This is a genomic window from Capnocytophaga sp. FDAARGOS_737 (assembly GCF_009730375.1).
GTDB lineage: Bacteria > Bacteroidota > Bacteroidia > Flavobacteriales > Flavobacteriaceae > Capnocytophaga > Capnocytophaga leadbetteri.
Window position 1 is genome coordinate 1789125 of the sequence record NZ_CP046316.1, and the last position, 18838, is coordinate 1807962.

The following is an 18838-nucleotide window of genomic DNA, read 5'->3' on the forward strand; positions in this document are numbered from 1 at the left end:
CTAATAAAAATGAAAGGAATTATCTTAGCAGGAGGTTCAGGAACCCGCCTTTACCCAATTACAAAAGGAGTTTCAAAACAATTACTCCCTATTTATGACAAACCAATGATTTACTACCCTTTATCAGTCTTAATGTTGGCTGGTATTCGTGAAGTATTAGTGATTTCTACCCCTCAAGACTTACCCGGGTTCCAACGCCTTTTAGGAGATGGTAGTAGTTTTGGTATAAATCTGAGCTATGCTGAACAGCCAAGCCCTGATGGATTAGCTCAAGCTTTTATTATAGGAAAAGACTTCATCGGCAATGATGATGTATGCTTGGTATTGGGCGATAATATCTTCTACGGACAGAGTTTTTCGCAAATGCTTACTCAAGCTGTTTATAATGTAGAGAAAGAGCAGAAAGCTACTGTATTTGGTTACTATGTAAAAGACCCTGAACGCTATGGAGTAGCTGAGTTTGATGCAGCAGGAAATGTACTGAGTATAGAGGAAAAGCCTGCCCAACCAAAGTCGAATTACGCAGTAGTAGGGCTTTATTTCTATCCAAATAAAGTAGTGAAGGTAGCTGAAGAAATCAAGCCTTCAGCACGCGGTGAGTTGGAAATCACGAGCGTTAATCAGGAATTTCTGAAAGATGGAGAGCTAAAAGTAAAGCTTTTAGGTCGCGGCTTTGTGTGGCTGGATACTGGCACCCACGATTCGCTTAGCGAGGCGTCTAACTTTGTAGAAACTTTAGAAAAACGTCAAGGGCTAAAAATCTCTTGTCTGGAAGAAATAGCCTTTCGCAAAGGTTGGATAAGCGCTGAAAAACTACGCGAATTAGCTCAGCCAATGATTAAAAACCAGTACGGACAGTACCTTTTGCAATTGACAATTGACAATTGACAATTAACAATTTAATAAAAAAACTATTCCCCTTACCTAAGCAATGGCAAAACTAAAAACAGCTTATTTCTGTCAGAATTGCGGAACCCAATACAGCAAATGGCAAGGACAATGTCACGCCTGCAAACAATGGAATACCATTGTAGAAGAGGTTGTACAGAAAGACTCTGCCCCTGTATGGCAAGAAAAAGAGAGCATAAGCAAAAATAAAGCTCCTAAATACATAGCTGTTTCGCAAATCAGCACTCAACAAGAGTCACGCCTAAATAGCAATAATCACGAACTAAACAATGTGCTTGGTGGGGGGATTGTGCCTGGCTCGGTAACCCTTTTAGGAGGTGAACCTGGTATTGGCAAAAGTACGCTATTGCTGCAAATAGCCCTTAACTTACCTTATCGTACCCTTTATGTATCGGGGGAAGAAAGTGAAAAACAGATAAAAATGCGTGCTGACCGCATTCCACATCATCTTGATAATTGCTTTATCCTAACAGAAACCAAGACACAAAATATCTTTCAGCAGATAAAAGAACTCCTGCCTGAAATTGTGATTATAGACTCTATACAAACGCTACAATCTGATTATATAGAAGCATCAGCAGGAAGCATCTCGCAGATAAGAGAATGTACTTCTGAGCTAATTAAATTTGCTAAGACTACGCATACCCCTGTAATTCTCATTGGGCATATCACTAAAGACGGACAGATAGCAGGCCCTAAAATATTAGAGCATATGGTTGATACTGTCCTGCAGTTTGAAGGCGACCGCAACCACGTGTATCGTATCTTGCGTTCATTAAAAAACCGCTTTGGTTCTACCTCGGAACTCGGTATTTACGAAATGCTCAGTAATGGTCTGCGTGAAGTTAACAACCCTTCAGAAATACTCATTTCTAAGACAGATGAGACTATCAGCGGTACTACTATAGCCGCTACCTTAGAAGGTATGCGACCTCTGATGATTGAAATACAAGCTCTTGTGAGTACAGCTGTCTATGGCACACCTCAGCGCAGCACCACAGGCTTTAATGCCAAACGACTGAATATGCTCTTGGCTGTACTCGAAAAACGCGCAGGTTTCCGCTTAGGGGCAAAAGACGTATTTCTAAACATCACAGGCGGTATCACTATTGATGACCCCGCCACTGACTTGGGGGTAGCAATGGCAATACTCTCATCTAACGAAGATATTGCTATTGAAAAAGATGTTTGTTTTGCCGGAGAAGTAGGACTTGGCGGTGAAATACGCCCTATACAGCGAATAGAACAGCGCATTACAGAGGCTGAAAAGTTAGGTTTTAATACTATTTTCATTTCTAAATACAACAAGATAGCCCTTAAAAACACTAAAATTAAGATTGTGAAAGTTGCCAAAATAGAAGATGCTATTGGCGAACTTTTTGGATAAGAAGACTTATATATGCTTAAGAAACTCTTTCAAGATACAGCTATTTACGGAATTGCAACCGTCTTGCCACGTGTGATGACGCTTTTGCTCACACGCCTCTACGTTAGCAAACTCGACACTAATAATTTCGGTATTTATTCAGGTATTTTTGTGTATCTTATTTTGGGCAATGTGCTACTGTCGTATGGTATGGAAACGGCTTTTTTTCGTTTTATGAATAAAGGTGAACAAAAAAAACAAGTACAATCTACTGCACTTACTTCTCTAACTGTATCTTCTTTATTTTTCCTACTATTTGCCTACCTGCTAAGAGAATCTATAGCCTCGTGGCTTAACTACAAAGTAGAGCATATTGTTTTTGGTATCTACATAATGGTGCTCGATGCTTTAGTTGTAATCCCTTTTGCATGGTTGCGCAATAAAGGTAAAGCTAACTTTTACGCTTTTGTAAAAGTAGGCAATACCGCCCTTAATTTGCTCCTAAATATCTACTTTTTAAACTACCTGTCTCAAGAAAGCATTGCCACCAACGGAGGAGTATATTACATCTTTTTAGCCAATGTTATAGCAAGTTTAGCAACTCTGATAGTGCTACTGCCTATCTATATCAAAATACGTTTTAGGTTTTATTACCCGCTGTGGAAAGAAATGATGATTTATGCCTTTCCTGTACTTTTAGCTGGTATTGCTTTTGCTGTAAACGAAGGCTTCGACCGTGTTTTCTTACGTATGCTACTCCCTGAAGAGACAGCTGACGCTACCATAGGTATTTATTCTGCTTGTTATAAAATGGGAGTGTTTATGAATCTTTTTGTAAGTGCTTTTAAGCTCGGAGTAGAACCTTTCTTTTTCAGTAGTGCTCAAGATAAGAATGCTCCTAAGACATACGCCCGTATTACTGAATATTTCATTGTATGTAGTGGTTTTATATTAGTTTTTATCACTGTATTTACTGATGTATTTAAACTTATCTTGATACCCAATAAGGCTTATTGGGAAGCACTCTGGATAGTACCTATCGTCTTGCTCGCCAATCTCTGTTTGGGTATCTACCACAGTCTTTCAGTATGGTACAAAGTAACTGACCGTACCAGCTTTGGAGCTATTGTATCATTAGTAGGTATGGCACTTACAGTACTTTTCAATTTTGCTTTAATTCCTTGGCTTAGTTATAAAGGAGCAGCATTAGCAACCCTTATCACCTACGGAGCAATGATGAGCATCTCTTATTACTACGGACAAAAATACTACCCTATACCTTATAACAAACGAAAGATAAAAGTATTTCTTGGTATGAGTGTACTCTTCTCTTTCTTAGAGTTTTACCTTTTCAACTGCAATATCTATATTGGGTGCGTATTTCTACTTATTTACAGTTACTTAGCTAGTCTAACCTTAAAGTTTAGATTTCGAAAAAATAAAAAGACTGCCCTTTAAGAGCAGTCTTTTTGTGTGTTTATAAACTAAAAAGTTTCGTTTTTTCATCTTCTTTAGCGCGCATCAACTCGCTATCTGCAGGTGTTTTATCCTTATAGCCACAAAGATGCAAAATCCCGTGTGCTAACACTCGTAAGAGTTCCTGTTCAAAGGTTACACCAAAAATATCAGCATTTTCTCGCACTCTTTCTATTGAGATATAAATATCAGAGTTTAGGGTAATACCTTCTGTATAATCAAAAGTGATAATATCAGTAAGAGTATCATGCTGCAGGTATTGCACATTTATTTTATGCAAATAAACATCATCACAGAATATATAGTTGATATCGCCTATTTTCTTTCCTTCTGAAAGGGCAATCTGTTTCACCCATTGTTTCACCTTATTTTTATGATAAAGAAAAACGAAAGATGTTTCATTAAAAAAAGCTATCATTATTTATTCTTCTCTTTATAAGTACTAATACCCAAAAGCATATATATTGGTGAAAAACCAATCATTATGGTTACTAATAGTAAGATAGATATAGCTCCAAGCACAGAAGCTACCGTTACAGAAAACTCATTATACAAACCTAAAATAGCAATAACTACTATTATCAAAAGGCGGATGTTCTTATCTAAAGTACTAATATTTCTTTTCATATATCTGACTTTTTAAAATTTGTGGCAAATGTACTTCTTTATTTTGTATAAAGCAAATTTCTATCTCACTATCTCTTAAAGTTCCCACTTTATTCCTACGAAATATGTTCTCCCTGGTGAAATACTCGAATAAAAACTAGTAGTTTTTGTTACATAGTCGAAAAGGTTATCGATACCAGCATTTAAGGTAAAATGATAAGGAAGTCTTGATGATAGTTGTAAACGCCATATAGTATATGGAGCATAATAGGTGTAATACTCTATATTATTAGATGTTTCATAGATAGTAGTAGCACTTACATATTTACCACTCACTATTACATTGGGTATATATTTTGTTTCAGCTTTCGGAATGTATTCAGCTTTCCAAGTAGCGGTATGAGGACGATTTTCTGAACGCTGTTGACTAGTATGATAATAGGCATATGACCCCTTTAAACGCAAACTTTTAGTAGGCCTATAAGTAGCCGACAACTCTGAACTTACTATTTTCGCATTTCCATAATCATTCACATATTGAATTGTGTCAGTAGCACGCGACCATTTATAAATTATTTTGTCTTTCACTACTGAAAGCTGCGTCATAGCCGTTATATTAATTTTTGAAGTATTATAATCTACCGAAAAGTTAAAATTATTACTCTTTTCAGGTTTTAGATATTTATTGCCCATTATCTGAAAACCTCCCCCCCAAGGGTGGAACCAGTTTGTGTAAAGTTCTTTCAATGTAGGCGAACGAAAACCTGTAGAATACCCACCTCTGAAAGTAAAATTTTCTACCTTAAACATTCCTGAAAATCTATAAGTAAAGAAATCTTTAAAGAGTGAGTGATAATCCATTCTAACTCCCGATACTAAGGTAAAAACAGGTGATAGAGCCCATTCTTGTTGTGCAAAGAGAGTGTAATTCTTAGCATTTTGCTTTGCCTCTGTTCCTGTATTATTGAAACGAAAGCTAAGTAACTCATCCGATAACACTTCAGCTCCTGCTACCAAAGAGTGTTTCTCAAAAAGTGACTGGTTATACTGTGCTACTACACGCCATATACTATTTTCATAGTTTTTTTCTTGTTCATTGAGCAAACGGTAATAATTAAACTTATCATAGCGGTCAAAAGCTCCAGAAAGACTCAGCTTTTTATCTTCTGAAAGTACTATATTAGTTTTGAGATTCATCACATAGTTATAATAGCGGTCTCTCACTTTTTTAGAGCTTTCTGTACCTGCATCACGTTCACTAAAATAATAATTAGGTGTTAAGGTAAGGTCTATTTTAGGAGTTACATTAAAGATAATTTTAGGAGTAATACCATAGTTACTACCTCCTGAAATATTCAATCCTCCTTGTGTAACCAATACCAAACGACCATTCTCATAAGTACGCAAGGGCTCTTTATCCTCTAATATATAAGGTTTCATATAGTTATGATACCCTGACAGACGTACACTTCCCCAGTTTTTTTTGCTACCTAATGAAATATTTGTTTTATGATTTCCACGATTTTCATAAAGGTATCCTACACCTGCTTCTAAAGGTTTATGAGCATTCTTAGTAATGATATTGATAACTCCTCCTAAAGCATTTGAGCCATAGAGCGAAGAGGACGCTCCTTTAATAATTTCTATACGTTCTATATTGTCAAGGTCTATACGGTTATAATCAATATTATCAAAAGTTTCACCAGCCATACGCTCACCATCTATCAAGAAAAGCACGTACTTACCTCCAAACCCCATCATATTGATATTAGGCATTCCCCCATCGTATGTAAAGTTAATACCTGCAAACTCTGTCTCCAAAAACGATTGAAAATCAGTAGCCTGCGATTTTCTTATATCTTCAGCAGTAACCACTTGTACAGTGATGGGTACATTCTTGAGGTTTCGCTGGGCACGAGTAGCGGTCACAATTACCTCATTGAGTTTTATCTCTTTATCTTTATTATCTTTATCATTTTGTGCAAAAGCTTCTTGTAGTGTCAAAAAAGCAATAAACGCTGTAATAATAATCTTTTGCATAATCATCTATCTTTTAGAAAAAAAAGGCTGTCCATAGCTGAACAGCCTCTTGAAGCTATTATTAATAATATTAAAAATTACCATCGTCTGATAATTGGTACTGAAAGGTAAGGTAAACAGCCTTTGCTCTTTCATTATAGCAGTCTGTAAGCTGAAATTTCACATATTTACCATTAGCTCTTTTTAGTACATATACCCACTTAGTAGGACGATATACACTCGGATATTTACGCACTTCTTTATTTTCAGGAGCAATGTGTATAATTCCTTCTTCAAGTCCAAAACCTCCTGTCATTGGCTTAGATAGTGAAATAGTTGCAGTTTTTGTATTAGGATAGCCTAATAACACTTGTTGTTCTGTATCTACTACAAATTGCCCTTCAGGTACTTTATTGATAGAAGCAAAATCAGTAGTCTTAGTATTTAAAGCAGCTGCTCTTCCCTCTCCTGAAGTACCTCCATTGAGTTTTACTAAATAACCATTAAAAGCTATATCCCAATCTAAACTTGTTGTAGTAGGTGTAGCTACAGTTGATACTCCTTTTTCAAAAGAAAAAGTAACCCACTTCCCATTTACATCTAAGTTAGAAATACTCTTAACATTAGCAGGTAATTTAGGAGTTTCGTCCTCTTTGCTGCAAGAGGTAAGAATAAAGGCTATAACCAAAACTGATAATAATAACTTAATTTTCATAGTTGTTATTATTTACTTTGTGTGTCACTCAATTGATATTTTAGTTTAGGAAAGTTAGCTATCTTTTTATTACTCACTTCTTTATAAAAGTCAGTTACTTGTACTTTAGCATACTTACCATCTGCTGTCTTGATAATATATACCCATTTATTAGGAGCATATACCCCTCCCCATTCTTTCATATTAGCAGGGTTAAGATTTATAGTTCCTGTTGTAGAACCAAAGCCTCCTGTAAGCACTGGTGAAATTTTTTCCTTTGTAGTACTTCCATCCCTATTAGAAAAAGACACTTCTTTATCTTTTTCAAAGCCTACTACTATAGTTTCCTTTACAGTCTCAAAATCTTTTGATTCAGTTTTAAGAGCTTCACCTTTTCCTTTTCCGCTTACTCCCCCATTAAGTTTCACATAGTATCCCTTGAAAGCTATATCCCAAGAAGTAGTATTGCTTTGGGTAGCACTTACTACAGAACCTGCAGCTAATGAAAAATATTGCCAATCAGCAGTAGCATCTAATTGTACTTCAGCAGCTGCTTTAGTAAAGGTAAGGCTTACTTTTTCTACAGGAGCTTGTGAAGTAAGTGTATCATATTTGAAAGTAAGATACCCTATTTCTCCTTTAGAATTGGTATATTCAGTAATTTGAATTTTTACATAGCTACCTTTTGTTGTTTTTATAACATACACATATTTAGTAAGATTAATATGAGGTGTATTACTTCCTTTAGCAGGAGGAGTATAATTATAGAAACCTTTAGGGTCAGGATTCATTACTGTACCTGTAATTGCTTTATTAACAGAATTAGTTATAACTGTAGGAGTAGTTTGCCCTTCTTTTGGTTTCCCATAGGTTGTTACTTCTTCATCTTTTTGGTAACCAACACCTGGATATTGGGTTACAGCATCAAAATCTTTGCTACCTGTGTTCACTACTTCTACTCCGCCAATTCCCGAAGTTCCTCCGTTAGTTTTTACATTATAACGATTGAAAGCTATGTCCCAATTATTACTTGTACGTGGATTAGTAACAGCCACTTGTTTTCCTTCTGAGAAAGAAAAATACGTCCATTCAGTTTGTGATGAAGCGTTTAATTCCTTTACTTCTTTAACACTTGAAGCTTGAGGGGTATCAGGTGTATCATCTTTCTTACAAGATGTACTAAAAAGCATCATTCCTGCCATAACTGCAGGTACTAAAAATTGTAATTTCATATATGTTTGGTATTAATATTTTTGACGCTGCAAAGATACAAACTATTTAGAAATATACAAAATAATAGATTACTTTATTTAGAAATATTTTAATTCACTGACAAAACACCTACTCCTCACCTACTAAATATTCCTATTGATTACATAATTCACCATCAAAATCAATGATTCTTTATAAGCAGAAGCAGGAAATTCATCTAACAAACTGAGTGCTTTCTGTTGAAAATCTTTCATCTTAGCTGTAGCATACTCTAATCCATTATGGGTTTTAACAAAGTTTATAACCTCTTTTACTCTCTTCTTATCCTTATTATACTTTTTTACCGAGTTGATAAGCCATTTTTTCTCTTCTTCTGTACAAGTATTGAGTACATAAATAAGCGGGAGAGTCATTTTTTGTTCTTTAATATCTATACCTGTAGGCTTTCCTATAGCATCTTCTGTATAATCAAAAAGATCATCTTTTATCTGAAAAGCCATTCCTATATACTCTCCAAAGAGACGCATTTTCTCAATTAACTCTGGTGCATTAGGCATTACTGAGCAAGCTCCCATAGCACAACACGCAGCTATAAGGGTAGCTGTTTTTTGCCTAATTACTTCATAATACACTTCTTCTACTATATCCAAGCGGCGAGCTTTCTCCATCTGTAGCAGTTCGCCTTCACTCATCTCTCGTACAGCTACCGAAATAATACGTAGCAGGTCAAAATCACCATTATCAATAGACAGAAGCAAACCTTTCGACAGAAGATAATCTCCTACTAAAACGGCTATTTTATTTTTCCATAGTGCGTTGATAGAAAAGAAACCTCGCCTTTTATTGCTATCATCTACTACATCATCGTGTACTAATGTAGCTGTGTGAATAAGCTCTATCACCGAAGCTCCGCGATAAGTACGCTCTGTTACCTTGCCTCCCGAAAGCATTTTTGCTACCAAAAAAATAAACATTGGGCGCATTTGCTTGCCTTTCCTATTTACTATATAATAGGTAATACGGTTTAGCAAAGCTACTTTAGACGACATAGCTCCACGGAACTTCTGTTCAAAAAGCTCCATCTCCTCTCTGATGGGTTCTTTTATTTGAGCGGTTATTTTCATTGGGTTACCTCAGCCACATTTTTGTTCTCTGCTGGTATCTCGGCTTCTATAGCTTCTTCAGCATCTTTGTATTTTCGCTTACCAAAAATATTTTCCAAATCATCACGGAATATCACTTCTCGTTCTAAAAGTAGATTTGCCAAAATAGTAAGCTTTTCTTTATTTTCCGAAAGTATCTTTATAGCGCGTTGGTATTGTTCCTCTATAATTTTAGAGATTTCCTCATCTATCAAATGGGCAGTACGCTCGCTATAAGGTTTTGTAAATCCGTAATCGGACTGTGCTGAATCATAATAAGTAAGGTTACCTATTTTGTCATTAAGTCCATAGATAGTCACCATAGCGCGAGCTTGTTTAGTCACTTTCTCAAGGTCGCTAAGGGCTCCTGTTGATATTTTATCAAAAATCACTTTCTCAGCAGCTCTACCTCCTAAAGCAGCGCACATCTCATCAAGTATTTGTTCTGTGCGAACTATTTGTCTTTCCTCTGGCAAATACCAAGCGGCTCCTAATGATTGCCCTCGTGGCACAATAGTCACTTTCACTAACGGAGCGGCATATTCTAACAGCCAGCTAACCGTAGCGTGTCCAGCTTCGTGAAAAGCAATAGCCTTGCGCTCTTCAGGGGTCAATATCTTGCTCTTTTTCTCAAGACCTCCTACTATTCTGTCTACCGCATCTAAGAATTCTTGCTTACTTACAGCTGTTTTTCCTTTACGGGCAGCTATAAGGGCAGCTTCATTACATACATTGGCAATATCAGCTCCCGAAAATCCTGGTGTTTGCTTCGCAAGGAAGTCTATATCCAATGTTTCTGATGTCTTAATAGGCTTCAAATGCACCTGAAATATCTGCTTGCGCTCATTTAGGTTAGGTAGCTCTACATATATTTGTCGGTCAAAACGTCCTGCACGCATCAGTGCTTTGTCCAATATATCTGCACGGTTAGTAGCAGCCAATACTATTACATTAGTGTGCGAACCAAAACCATCCATTTCTGTTAGTAGTTGGTTAAGGGTATTTTCGCGCTCATCATTAGCTCCTGTCATTACATTTTTACCACGAGCACGCCCTATCGCATCAATCTCATCTATGAAGATGATAGCTGGTGCTTTTTCTTTAGCTTGCTTAAAAAGGTCTCGCACTCTCGAGGCTCCTACCCCTACAAACATCTCTACGAAATCAGAACCTGATAACGAGAAGAATGGCACTTGTGCCTCTCCTGCTACAGCTTTCGCTAATAAGGTTTTACCCGTTCCAGGAGGACCTACTAATAAGGCTCCTCTTGGAATTTTTCCCCCAAGAGAAGTATATTTATCTGGATTTTTAAGAAAATCTACTATTTCTTGTACCTCTTCTTTAGCTCCTTCAAGTCCTGCTACATCTTGAAATGTTACGCGGTTTTCTTTTTTCTCATCAAAAACTCTTGCTTTCGATTTCCCTATGCTAAAAATACCTCCAGGGCCACCTCCAGACATACGGCGCATTATATAAATCCAAACGCCTATAACCAAGGCAAAAGGTAAAACGGTAAGCAGCAGGTCTGACAATAAATTCTGCTGACTCTTGTTTTCACGAGTGGTTTCTAAGTTATTATCTTTTACTATTTGGTCAAATCGGTTCTCGAAGTTGCTCAAGTCTCCCAATTCAAATCGATATTGGGGCACATCTGCAGGATTACCACTTTGCATAATAGCATTGCCTGTAGGTCTCACCTCTTTGTGCTCTTCTTTTTTCAGGGCATTAGGGGTAAGGTATACATTAGCTTCTTTCTTATTGAGAATGATTATTTTAGATACATCGCCATTAGTCAAATACTCTTCAAATTTTGATTGAGGTATCTCTTTCGGTTGCGTCCAAAATGTGGCTCCCGAATAATAATTAAATCCTAAAAGTATAAGGAGTAAAACAGCGTAAAGCCAATAGGCTGAAAATCGACTTCTGTTATTATTGTTATCTGCCATATTAATAGTTAGTTTCTAAGTTTATAATTTTAGCATCACCCCATAGCCCTTCTAAGTCGTAGTGGGCACGCAAACGCGTCTGAAAGATGTGTACAACTACATCTACATAATCTATCAGTACCCATTCAGCATTAGCTTCTCCTTCTACGTGCCAAGGATGCTGATGCTCGTCTGCTTGACTTACTACTCTCTGTATAGCGCCCGAAATAGCTGCCACTTGGGTGTTTGACGAACCATTGCATAAAATGAAATAGTCACACACCGTGTTTTCTACTTCACGCAAGTCCATAATAGTGATGTCTGTTCCTTTTACTTTTTCAATACCTGCTATAATATTGGTTATCAAGGTATTTGATGATAATTCTTTATTCAAAGCTCTTCTATTTTTTTAGTTATAACTATTGTGTGCTTATAAAGCGTGCAAAAATACTATTATTTACTTTAAAAAGCAAAAATATTGCCAATATAATCTATCAAGCCATTTTGTCAGTTTTATCTAAAACTTGTAACCGCTGGCATTCGTTGCGAAAAACTGTGCAATCTAAAGTCGTCATTAGTATCTCCTGTTATCTTTATAATATGGTTCCCCGTACCAGGCACCACTGGGTAATAAGCAAATGAAAATTGTATAGCTCCAAAAGGCAAATAATCATTAGTAATGTAAAATCCTAAAGCACATTTAGCATAACATTCCGTTTTAAAAAAAGGGGTATTGTTTCGGCCTATAAAACCTAAATCTGCTGATAAAAACGGACTAATACGAAAACCAATAAACTGAAAAGGGGCATAAATCTGTGTTTGTGTAGTCAGTAAGAGCTTTCTAGTACCGTAAACTTTCTCGCTGCTAAAGCCTGAAATCCCATTGCTACCATTAAGGTTGATGATTTTATGTTGATATACAAAGTCATTAACTCCTAATACAAAGTTTGCTCTTAAAAACTCTCTAAAGTGCCAACTACCTATATCAAATAGATTAGTGAAGTGGGTAGCACTTCCTTTTATTACTATTTCTTTCAAAGCTCCTTGAGTTATAAAAGTACCTGCTTCCAAATGCATTGCATAATACCCACTTTTAGCGTAATAAGCGCGTTGTGCTCCAACAGAAAAATAGGGCAAAAGTGTGGTATTTTTCCAAATCATTCCAGAGGTTAGAAATATAGAATGTCCTACCCCTACATCTTCTGTATCTCCATTGCGAAATAGGTATCGGTCTTTCACAAAGTTACTGCTGTTTAAGCTAAACTGCGTAAGCCATTGATTTTCATTAGAATGATAAGTTTCTTTATAAGGAATCTGAAGTGAATTTCTGTAATAACTTATATTTCTGTAATTTACAGCTATTATAAAGTTATTGATATTCTTACTGCCCTCCATCTTTATAGGTTTAACCCAACTACCGAAAGCGGTAAAACTTTTCGAGTGAAGTAAAGGGGTATAAGTAGTTCGCGTACGCAAATCTTCCTCATCTCTGTACTCGTAATAAGACAATCCCCCCGACCATCGTGCTAATGGCGAATACAGTGGGCGCTCTACATACAAATATTTGCTGAAATAATTATCATAATCTGCATAATATGACCCGCGTACATTTATATGAGTATTCCTAATATTCCGCAATGTATAACTCATACCTTTTCCGTTATTAGAAATCCCAGAGAAGAATTGTTGATAGGTAAATGTGGCTTCGTGTCCTAATCCAAAAAGGTTCTGCTCTGTAAGTCGCGTCCAGCCTTTGTTCCCCGCTAAATCTCCATCAAAGTACATTGTCCAACTATCAAGTACAGTTACGTACACATCTACCGAATCCGACGACTGCGAAATAAGCTCTGGTGCTATCTGCACCCTTCGTATATACCGCTGATTGCGCAATAACCGCTCACTCTCGCTCAGCAACAGAGTATCTAATGGGGTGTGCGATTTAAACAGCAGTATCCCCTTTACGGTACCCTCACGTGTCTTTATATGCAACATATTGCCATAACGCTCTAAACGGGTACGAGGTACTTTAGTACTATCTTTTTCATCAAAACCAAAAGGGTCTAATGTACGAATATGTATTTTCCGAATTATTTTTCCCTGATAAGAGGGCTTAGGTATTATCTTTTTTTCAGGAAGAGTAATTAAATGAGTAGGAGTAGCTACCGCAGCTGTAGGAGTAGGTGTTTGTATAAGGTCATCTAACCTTTTTGTGAGTCTATGTTTGCGTAAGTACGTCCGTATTTTCTCATAGAAGGCTTTATTTTTAGCAGAACGTTGCGGATTAATAGGGGCGATAAGAGTATCTTTTGTTTTTACTTCCAATGTATCAACTGTTTGGGAAAAAAGTGAAGTAATTCCCAACCAAAATGATAGTATGAAAAATAGTCTCATCATCGTTTTCTTTTCTGCTGAAAAAACTGTTTTAAAAGTTCTGTAGCAGGCGCTGCCAGCACACCTGTTGTAATTTCGGTTTTGGGGTGAAGAGTACCACCCATCACGGTATACCCTCTGTGCGTATCTGCCGCCGCATAAACTAACCGCGACAACTGACTCCAATATAAGGCTCCCGCACACATAGCACAAGGCTCTAAAGTGAGGTACATAGTACAATCTTTTAAGTATTTACCTCCTAAGTAGTTAGCTGCCATCGTAATGGCTTGCATCTCAGCGTGTGCTGTAACATCATTTAGTCGCTCAGTCATATTATGCGCACGTGCTATTATTCTGTTATCAATAGTTATAATAGCTCCTACCGGTATTTCATCTTCTTCAAAAGCCACTTCTGCTTCTTCAAGTGCCTTCTGCATAAAGTATTCGTCTTCTGTCATAACTAACAAAAATTACTTTGGCAGAGCAAAAACTCTGCCAAAGTAAAAATCAATGTATTAAAATGTAATTATTTACCTCCGAAAAGGTTACCTATACCACCCATTATATCATCCATTACATTCCCGTCCTTGTTTTTATCAAGGAAAGAGGTAAGCATATCGCCTATATTTCCGCCTTTTCCTCCAAAGAAGTTAGAAATCATAGGAGTTAAGTTTTGGAATATTTGGCTCACATTGTCAAGAGAAACTCCTGTTTTTTCGCTGATAGCTTGCAAGGTAGACGATTGTCCATCGCCTGTTAGTTTGCTTAGCAGTTCAGCGCCAGTATTTTCACCTTGTCCTAACATTTGCTTAAGCGAATCTAACACGGTACCTACTTTATCTGTTGATACTCCTGTCTTTTCACTAAGCCCGTTAACGATTTGTTGGAGGTTCTCTCCACCCAAGAAGTCTAAAATTCCTGCCATTTTATATAATTATTTTAATAAAGTTACTATTTGAGCGGCTAATTCTGTGCCGATACGGTCTTGTGCCTCATTGGTAGCTGCACCTATATGGGGCGTGAGCGAAATTTGGGGGTGCATCAGCACTTGTATAGCCGGATTAGGTTCATTTTCAAATACATCTAAGCCTGCAAAAGCTACTTTTCCGTGATCTATAGCTTCTATTAGCGCTACTTCATTAAGTGCCCCTCCTCTTGATAGATTTATAACCCCTACTCCGTCTTTCATCATCCTAAATTCTTCTTCATCAAGCACATAACCTCCATCTGCAGGACTGTTATTAAGAGTTATAAAATCTGATTCCATCAGTAGTTGCTCTTTTGCTACTGTTTTCACTGTAAAAGAGGTTTCTTGTCCATCAAAGAAACTAAGAGTAATCACAGCCTCCTGCACATTAGGGTCGTATGCTAACACACGCATTCCTAAGCCTATGGCTATGCGGGCTACTGCTTGCCCACTGCGTCCAAAGCCTATAATACCAAGGGTTTTACCTCTTAGCTCTGCCCCATTATTGTAGTTTTTCTTCAGTTCATTAAATCGTTGGTCACCTTCCAATGGCATATTGCGGTTAGCGTCGTGTAGATAGCGAACTCCAGTAAAAAGGTGTGCAAACACCAATTCTGCTACCGAATTAGCTGATGAAGCAGGAGTATTAATTACATGTAGCTGCTTGCTCTTAGCATACGCTACATCTATATTATCCATACCTACCCCTCCCCTACCGATAAGTTTTAGCGTAGGACAGCCATCTATAATATCTTTGCGTACTTGGGTAGCCGAACGTACTATCAAAGCATCAATACTGTGTTTATTTATATAATCTACTAACTGATTCTGAGCTACTTTTGTAGTGATAACCTCAAATCCTTCGCGCTCCAAAGCTACCTTACCTGTCTCAGATATACCATCATTTGCAAGTATTTTTATCGCCATTATATATTATTATTTTTATTATATTTTTAATCTTTTTCTCTCACGAACAAATTTGCTAATTTGCTAATTAAACCCTCCTTTGTACTACCTCAAATACTCTTTCTCCATCGCATTTCAGGGTTTTCGACGGAAATTTAAGTATAAGAGCGTAATCGTGTGTAGCCATTAATATCGTACGTCCCGAAGCATTTATCTCCTTCAGTACTTGCATTATTTCCACACTCGTCTCTGGGTCTAAATTCCCTGTTGGTTCGTCAGCAAGTATAAGCTCTGGATTGTTTAAGAGGGCACGTGCAATAGCTACACGTTGTTGCTCCCCTCCTGAAAGCTCGTGCGGAAACTTAAAGTCTTTCGTTTCCATCTTCACCTTTGTTAAAACTTCTTTTATACGGTTTTTAATAGCTATTTTGTCTGTCCAACCAGTTGCTTTTAGTACAAAAGCGAGATTGTCATACACACTACGATCGGTAAGCAGTTTAAAATCCTGAAATACCACTCCTAATTTTCTCCTTAGCAAAGGTATTTTGTCTTCATTTAGCTTATTCAAATTAAAACCGACTACCTTTCCTTGCCCTTGTGTCAGAGGTAAATCACCGTATAGTAATTTAATAAGGCTACTCTTTCCCGAACCTGTTTTCCCAATAAGATATACTAATTCTCCTTTTCCTATCGCAAGATTGATATTCGAAAGAATAAGATTATTATTTTGATATACAGCTACATCTTTCAGCTGTAATATGGGTGCCTCCATTTATTTTCTTATAATTAATAATTGCAAAGATACAAAATAATTGAGAATTCACAAAATTCCTTATTACTTAGCGCTGATAAGCTGTTTCAGCGCACTCATCTCTCTGTATTTTTCTCTTGCTTCTCCTGCTGGGTAACCAAAGTAGGTTTGATCGCCTTCTAATGATTTCGACACACCGCTCTGCGCCAATATAACGGCTTTCTTGCCAATAGTTATCCCACTGGTCATTCCTACTTGCCCCCATATGGTTACCTCGTCTTCTATTACCACACAGCCAGCTATGCCTGTCTGCGAAGCTATTAAGCACTTCTCCCCTACTACAGTGTCGTGCCCTATATGCACTTGGTTGTCTATTTTCGTCCCTTTCTTTATTGTGGTATCTCCTGTCACACCTCTATCTATAGTACAAAGAGCGCCTAAATCTACATTATCTTCTATGACTACTCTCCCCCCTGATTTTAGCTTATCAAATCCTTCAGGACGTTTTTTGTAGTAAAATGCATCGGCTCCCAATACAGTCCCTGCGTGTATAGTTACATTATCTCCTATTACGCAATCGTCATATACCGATACGTTAGAGTGTATAAGGCAGTTTTTCCCTATTTTCACATTATTACCGATGAAAGCCCCTGGTTGTATTATAGTATTTTTCCCTATTACAGCGGTAGGTGCTACTAACGAAAAAGCTTTTACAAAAGGCTTAAAAAAATCGGTTAGCTTATTAAAGTCTCTAAATGGGTCATCCGATATTAGTAGAGCTTTCCCTTCAGGGCACTCTACTTCTTTGTTTATCAGCACTATAGTAGCTTTCGATTGCAGTGCTTTATCGTAGTACTTAGGGTGGTCTACAAACACTATATCACCGGGTTGTACTACGTGTATCTCATTCATTCCGAGTACGCTAAAATCATCATCGCCTATATATTTGGCATTGATAATGGTAGCTATTTGTTTTAATGTATAAGGTTGAGGAAAACGCATATGAATGTTTATTTTAATAAAAAAGAGGTTCTCCGACAAAAAGTTTATTTTTCTTTAGGACAACCTCTTTTGTTGAATAGTAAAATTATAAATATGGGGAAACTAATCTTTCATCCTTTCTACATAAGTACCCTTTTCGGTTTCCACTTTTATGCGGTCTCCTTCATTGATGAAAAGAGGTACATTTACAGTTGCTCCTGTTTCTACAGTGGCAGGTTTAGTAGCATTAGTAGCTGTATTTCCTTTCACACCTGGTTCTACGTGTGTTACTGTTAGGATTACATTGGCAGGCATTTCTACCGAAAGAGGGGTTTCGTCCTCTGCGTTAAAGATTACCATTACAGTCTCTCCTTCTTTTAGAAGGTCTGGGTAATCAAGCATATCTTTGCGGATATGTACTTGGTTGTAATCATCGTTATTCATAAACACAAACTCATCTCCTTCTGCATATAAGTACTGAAATGAGCGAGTTTCTACACGTACATCTTCTATTTTATGCCCTGCCGAAAAAGTGTTATCCAATATTTTACCTGTGGTAACGCTTTTCAGCTTGGTACGTACGAAAGCAGGTCCTTTTCCTGGTTTCACGTGTAGGAACTCTATGATTTTATAAATGTCGTGGTTAAAGCGGATACATAATCCTTTTTTAATGTCTGCTGTTGTTGCCATTAATTATTATTGTTTTTATTTTTAAATACTCTTCTAAACACTTTCACCATAATAGCCTTTCATTATACCGTGTTGCGATTTGCGCACAAATTGCAGTATCTCATCGCGCTCTACGGTAGCCTCCATTTCGGCTTCTATATATTCCAAAGCGTGCGAAGTGGTGAGTTTCTTCTGAAAAAGCACACGGTATATATCTTGTATTTCTCGTATTTTTTCTACACTGAAGCCTCTTCTGTGCAACCCTATTGAGTTTACTCCCACGTATGAAATAGGGTTACGCGCTGCCTTAGCATAAGGAGGTACATCTTTTGATACCATTGTCCCGCCTGTTACGAAAGCGTAACTACCTACCGAACTAAATTGGTATACAGCTGTCATCCCTGCCATTACTACAAAATCACCAATAGTTACGTGCCCAGCAAGAGTTGTGCTATTAGAAAAAATACAACCCTCACCTATAATGCAGTCGTGCGCCACGTGCGAGTATGCCATTATCAAACAGTTGTTACCCACTACTGTTTTCATACGGTCTGCGGTACCTTTGTTTATGGTCACACACTCTCGTATAGTAGTGTTATCCCCTATATGAGTAGTGGTTTCTTCTCCTTTGTATTTAAGGTCTTGCGGAATAGCCGAAATAACTGCCCCTGGGAATATTCTACAATTCTTCCCAATGCGTGCGCCTTCCATAATAGTCACATTAGGACCTATCCAAGTACCTTCTCCTATCTCTACATTCTTACTAATAGTAGTGAAAGGCTCTATTACTACATTCTTTGCTATTTTAGCATCAGGGTGTACGTAAGCTAAAGGTTGTATCATAT

Annotated in this window: 19 protein-coding genes; 3 read left to right on the forward strand and 16 right to left on the reverse strand. The window is 37.3% G+C overall.

Annotation, left to right across the window (positions count from 1 at the left end; all coding sequences use genetic code 11):
- Nucleotides 1-9: 9 nt before the first annotated feature.
- From rfbA to FOC45_RS08100, 3 genes are read left to right on the forward strand one after another with little or no spacing between them, the layout of a single operon-like run.
- Nucleotides 10-888 carry a glucose-1-phosphate thymidylyltransferase RfbA gene (gene rfbA / locus FOC45_RS08090; protein WP_009391186.1) on the forward strand — a complete coding sequence of 293 codons (879 nt, stop codon included), beginning with the start codon at nucleotides 10-12 and terminating at the stop codon, nucleotides 886-888.
- A 43-nt stretch (nucleotides 889-931) separates the two neighbouring features.
- Nucleotides 932-2296 carry a DNA repair protein RadA gene (gene radA / locus FOC45_RS08095; protein WP_009391185.1) on the forward strand — a complete coding sequence of 455 codons (1365 nt, stop codon included), beginning with the start codon at nucleotides 932-934 and terminating at the stop codon, nucleotides 2294-2296.
- Between the two features lie 12 nt (nucleotides 2297-2308).
- Nucleotides 2309-3733: a lipopolysaccharide biosynthesis protein gene (locus FOC45_RS08100; protein ID WP_009391184.1), complete on the forward strand. Its 1425-nt coding sequence runs from the start codon at nucleotides 2309-2311 to the stop codon at nucleotides 3731-3733.
- A 19-nt stretch (nucleotides 3734-3752) separates the two neighbouring features.
- Here FOC45_RS08100 and ybeY read toward each other — a convergent pair whose 3' ends face one another.
- The 16 genes from ybeY to lpxA form a co-directional block, all read right to left on the reverse strand.
- Nucleotides 3753-4169, reverse strand: coding sequence for an rRNA maturation RNase YbeY (ybeY, locus tag FOC45_RS08105; protein ID WP_009391183.1), 417 nt, complete (start codon nucleotides 4167-4169; stop codon nucleotides 3753-3755).
- Nucleotides 4169-4378: a DUF2892 domain-containing protein gene (locus FOC45_RS08110; RefSeq protein WP_009391182.1), complete on the reverse strand. Its 210-nt coding sequence runs from the start codon at nucleotides 4376-4378 to the stop codon at nucleotides 4169-4171. Before FOC45_RS08110 ends, ybeY begins: the two co-directional genes overlap by 1 nt.
- Before the next feature lie 75 nt (nucleotides 4379-4453).
- Complete coding sequence (locus FOC45_RS08115) at nucleotides 4454-6397, reverse strand: TonB-dependent siderophore receptor (RefSeq protein ID WP_034540687.1); 1944 nt, start codon at nucleotides 6395-6397, stop codon at nucleotides 4454-4456.
- 70 nt (nucleotides 6398-6467) lie between these two features.
- A complete protein-coding gene (locus tag FOC45_RS08120; protein WP_009391180.1) occupies nucleotides 6468-7091 on the reverse strand; it encodes an HmuY family protein in 624 nt (207 codons plus the stop codon).
- A gap of 8 nt (nucleotides 7092-7099) precedes the next feature.
- Nucleotides 7100-8302: an HmuY family protein gene (locus tag FOC45_RS08125; RefSeq protein WP_009391179.1), complete on the reverse strand. Its 1203-nt coding sequence runs from the start codon at nucleotides 8300-8302 to the stop codon at nucleotides 7100-7102.
- A gap of 123 nt (nucleotides 8303-8425) precedes the next feature.
- Nucleotides 8426-9406 (reverse strand): polyprenyl synthetase family protein, encoded by a 981-nt coding sequence (locus FOC45_RS08130; RefSeq protein WP_009391178.1) that lies wholly within the window; start codon nucleotides 9404-9406, stop codon nucleotides 8426-8428.
- Nucleotides 9403-11370 carry an ATP-dependent zinc metalloprotease FtsH gene (ftsH, locus tag FOC45_RS08135; RefSeq protein ID WP_009391177.1) on the reverse strand — a complete coding sequence of 656 codons (1968 nt, stop codon included), beginning with the start codon at nucleotides 11368-11370 and terminating at the stop codon, nucleotides 9403-9405. Before ftsH ends, FOC45_RS08130 begins: the two co-directional genes overlap by 4 nt.
- A gap of 1 nt (nucleotide 11371) precedes the next feature.
- Nucleotides 11372-11743 carry a ribosome silencing factor gene (gene rsfS, locus FOC45_RS08140; protein WP_034540847.1) on the reverse strand — a complete coding sequence of 124 codons (372 nt, stop codon included), beginning with the start codon at nucleotides 11741-11743 and terminating at the stop codon, nucleotides 11372-11374.
- Nucleotides 11744-11862: 119 nt separating this feature from the next.
- On the reverse strand, nucleotides 11863-13743 hold the full coding sequence (locus FOC45_RS08145; protein ID WP_009391175.1) for a hypothetical protein: 1881 nt from the start codon (nucleotides 13741-13743) through the stop codon (nucleotides 11863-11865).
- A complete protein-coding gene (locus FOC45_RS08150) occupies nucleotides 13740-14177 on the reverse strand; it encodes a nucleoside deaminase (protein WP_009391174.1) in 438 nt (145 codons plus the stop codon). Before FOC45_RS08150 ends, FOC45_RS08145 begins: the two co-directional genes overlap by 4 nt.
- Nucleotides 14178-14245: 68 nt before the next feature.
- Nucleotides 14246-14644: a DUF937 domain-containing protein gene (locus FOC45_RS08155; RefSeq protein ID WP_009391173.1), complete on the reverse strand. Its 399-nt coding sequence runs from the start codon at nucleotides 14642-14644 to the stop codon at nucleotides 14246-14248.
- Between the two features lie 9 nt (nucleotides 14645-14653).
- Complete coding sequence (locus FOC45_RS08160) at nucleotides 14654-15613, reverse strand: D-2-hydroxyacid dehydrogenase (protein ID WP_009391172.1); 960 nt, start codon at nucleotides 15611-15613, stop codon at nucleotides 14654-14656.
- A gap of 67 nt (nucleotides 15614-15680) precedes the next feature.
- Nucleotides 15681-16364 carry a cell division ATP-binding protein FtsE gene (locus FOC45_RS08165; protein ID WP_009391171.1) on the reverse strand — a complete coding sequence of 228 codons (684 nt, stop codon included), beginning with the start codon at nucleotides 16362-16364 and terminating at the stop codon, nucleotides 15681-15683.
- A 63-nt stretch (nucleotides 16365-16427) separates the two neighbouring features.
- Nucleotides 16428-17345 (reverse strand): UDP-3-O-(3-hydroxymyristoyl)glucosamine N-acyltransferase, encoded by a 918-nt coding sequence (locus FOC45_RS08170; RefSeq protein ID WP_009391170.1) that lies wholly within the window; start codon nucleotides 17343-17345, stop codon nucleotides 16428-16430.
- A gap of 102 nt (nucleotides 17346-17447) precedes the next feature.
- Complete coding sequence (efp, locus tag FOC45_RS08175; RefSeq protein ID WP_009391169.1) at nucleotides 17448-18014, reverse strand: elongation factor P; 567 nt, start codon at nucleotides 18012-18014, stop codon at nucleotides 17448-17450.
- Nucleotides 18015-18047: 33 nt separating this feature from the next.
- On the reverse strand, nucleotides 18048-18836 hold the full coding sequence (gene lpxA / locus FOC45_RS08180; RefSeq protein WP_034540269.1) for an acyl-ACP--UDP-N-acetylglucosamine O-acyltransferase: 789 nt from the start codon (nucleotides 18834-18836) through the stop codon (nucleotides 18048-18050).
- Nucleotides 18837-18838: the final 2 nt, after the last annotated feature.

Excerpts from the sequence above, each read along its gene's own strand:
- rfbA (WP_009391186.1), top strand. The coding sequence starts at position 10 with ATGAAAGGAATTATCTTAGCAGGAGGTTCAGGAACCCGCCTTTACCCA.
- radA (WP_009391185.1), top strand. The coding sequence starts at position 932 with ATGGCAAAACTAAAAACAGCTTATTTCTGTCAGAATTGCGGAACCCAA.
- FOC45_RS08100 (WP_009391184.1), top strand. The coding sequence starts at position 2,309 with ATGCTTAAGAAACTCTTTCAAGATACAGCTATTTACGGAATTGCAACC.
- ybeY (WP_009391183.1), bottom strand. The coding sequence starts at position 4,169 with ATGATAGCTTTTTTTAATGAAACATCTTTCGTTTTTCTTTATCATAAA.
- FOC45_RS08110 (WP_009391182.1), bottom strand. The coding sequence starts at position 4,378 with ATGAAAAGAAATATTAGTACTTTAGATAAGAACATCCGCCTTTTGATA.
- FOC45_RS08115 (WP_034540687.1), bottom strand. The coding sequence starts at position 6,397 with ATGCAAAAGATTATTATTACAGCGTTTATTGCTTTTTTGACACTACAA.
- FOC45_RS08120 (WP_009391180.1), bottom strand. The coding sequence starts at position 7,091 with ATGAAAATTAAGTTATTATTATCAGTTTTGGTTATAGCCTTTATTCTT.
- FOC45_RS08125 (WP_009391179.1), bottom strand. The coding sequence starts at position 8,302 with ATGAAATTACAATTTTTAGTACCTGCAGTTATGGCAGGAATGATGCTT.
- FOC45_RS08130 (WP_009391178.1), bottom strand. The coding sequence starts at position 9,406 with ATGAAAATAACCGCTCAAATAAAAGAACCCATCAGAGAGGAGATGGAG.
- ftsH (WP_009391177.1), bottom strand. The coding sequence starts at position 11,370 with ATGGCAGATAACAATAATAACAGAAGTCGATTTTCAGCCTATTGGCTT.
- FOC45_RS08145 (WP_009391175.1), bottom strand. The coding sequence starts at position 13,743 with ATGATGAGACTATTTTTCATACTATCATTTTGGTTGGGAATTACTTCA.
- FOC45_RS08150 (WP_009391174.1), bottom strand. The coding sequence starts at position 14,177 with ATGACAGAAGACGAATACTTTATGCAGAAGGCACTTGAAGAAGCAGAA.
- FOC45_RS08155 (WP_009391173.1), bottom strand. The coding sequence starts at position 14,644 with ATGGCAGGAATTTTAGACTTCTTGGGTGGAGAGAACCTCCAACAAATC.
- FOC45_RS08160 (WP_009391172.1), bottom strand. The coding sequence starts at position 15,613 with ATGGCGATAAAAATACTTGCAAATGATGGTATATCTGAGACAGGTAAG.
- FOC45_RS08165 (WP_009391171.1), bottom strand. The coding sequence starts at position 16,364 with ATGGAGGCACCCATATTACAGCTGAAAGATGTAGCTGTATATCAAAAT.
- FOC45_RS08170 (WP_009391170.1), bottom strand. The coding sequence starts at position 17,345 with ATGCGTTTTCCTCAACCTTATACATTAAAACAAATAGCTACCATTATC.
- efp (WP_009391169.1), bottom strand. The coding sequence starts at position 18,014 with ATGGCAACAACAGCAGACATTAAAAAAGGATTATGTATCCGCTTTAAC.
- lpxA (WP_034540269.1), bottom strand. The coding sequence starts at position 18,836 with ATGATACAACCTTTAGCTTACGTACACCCTGATGCTAAAATAGCAAAG.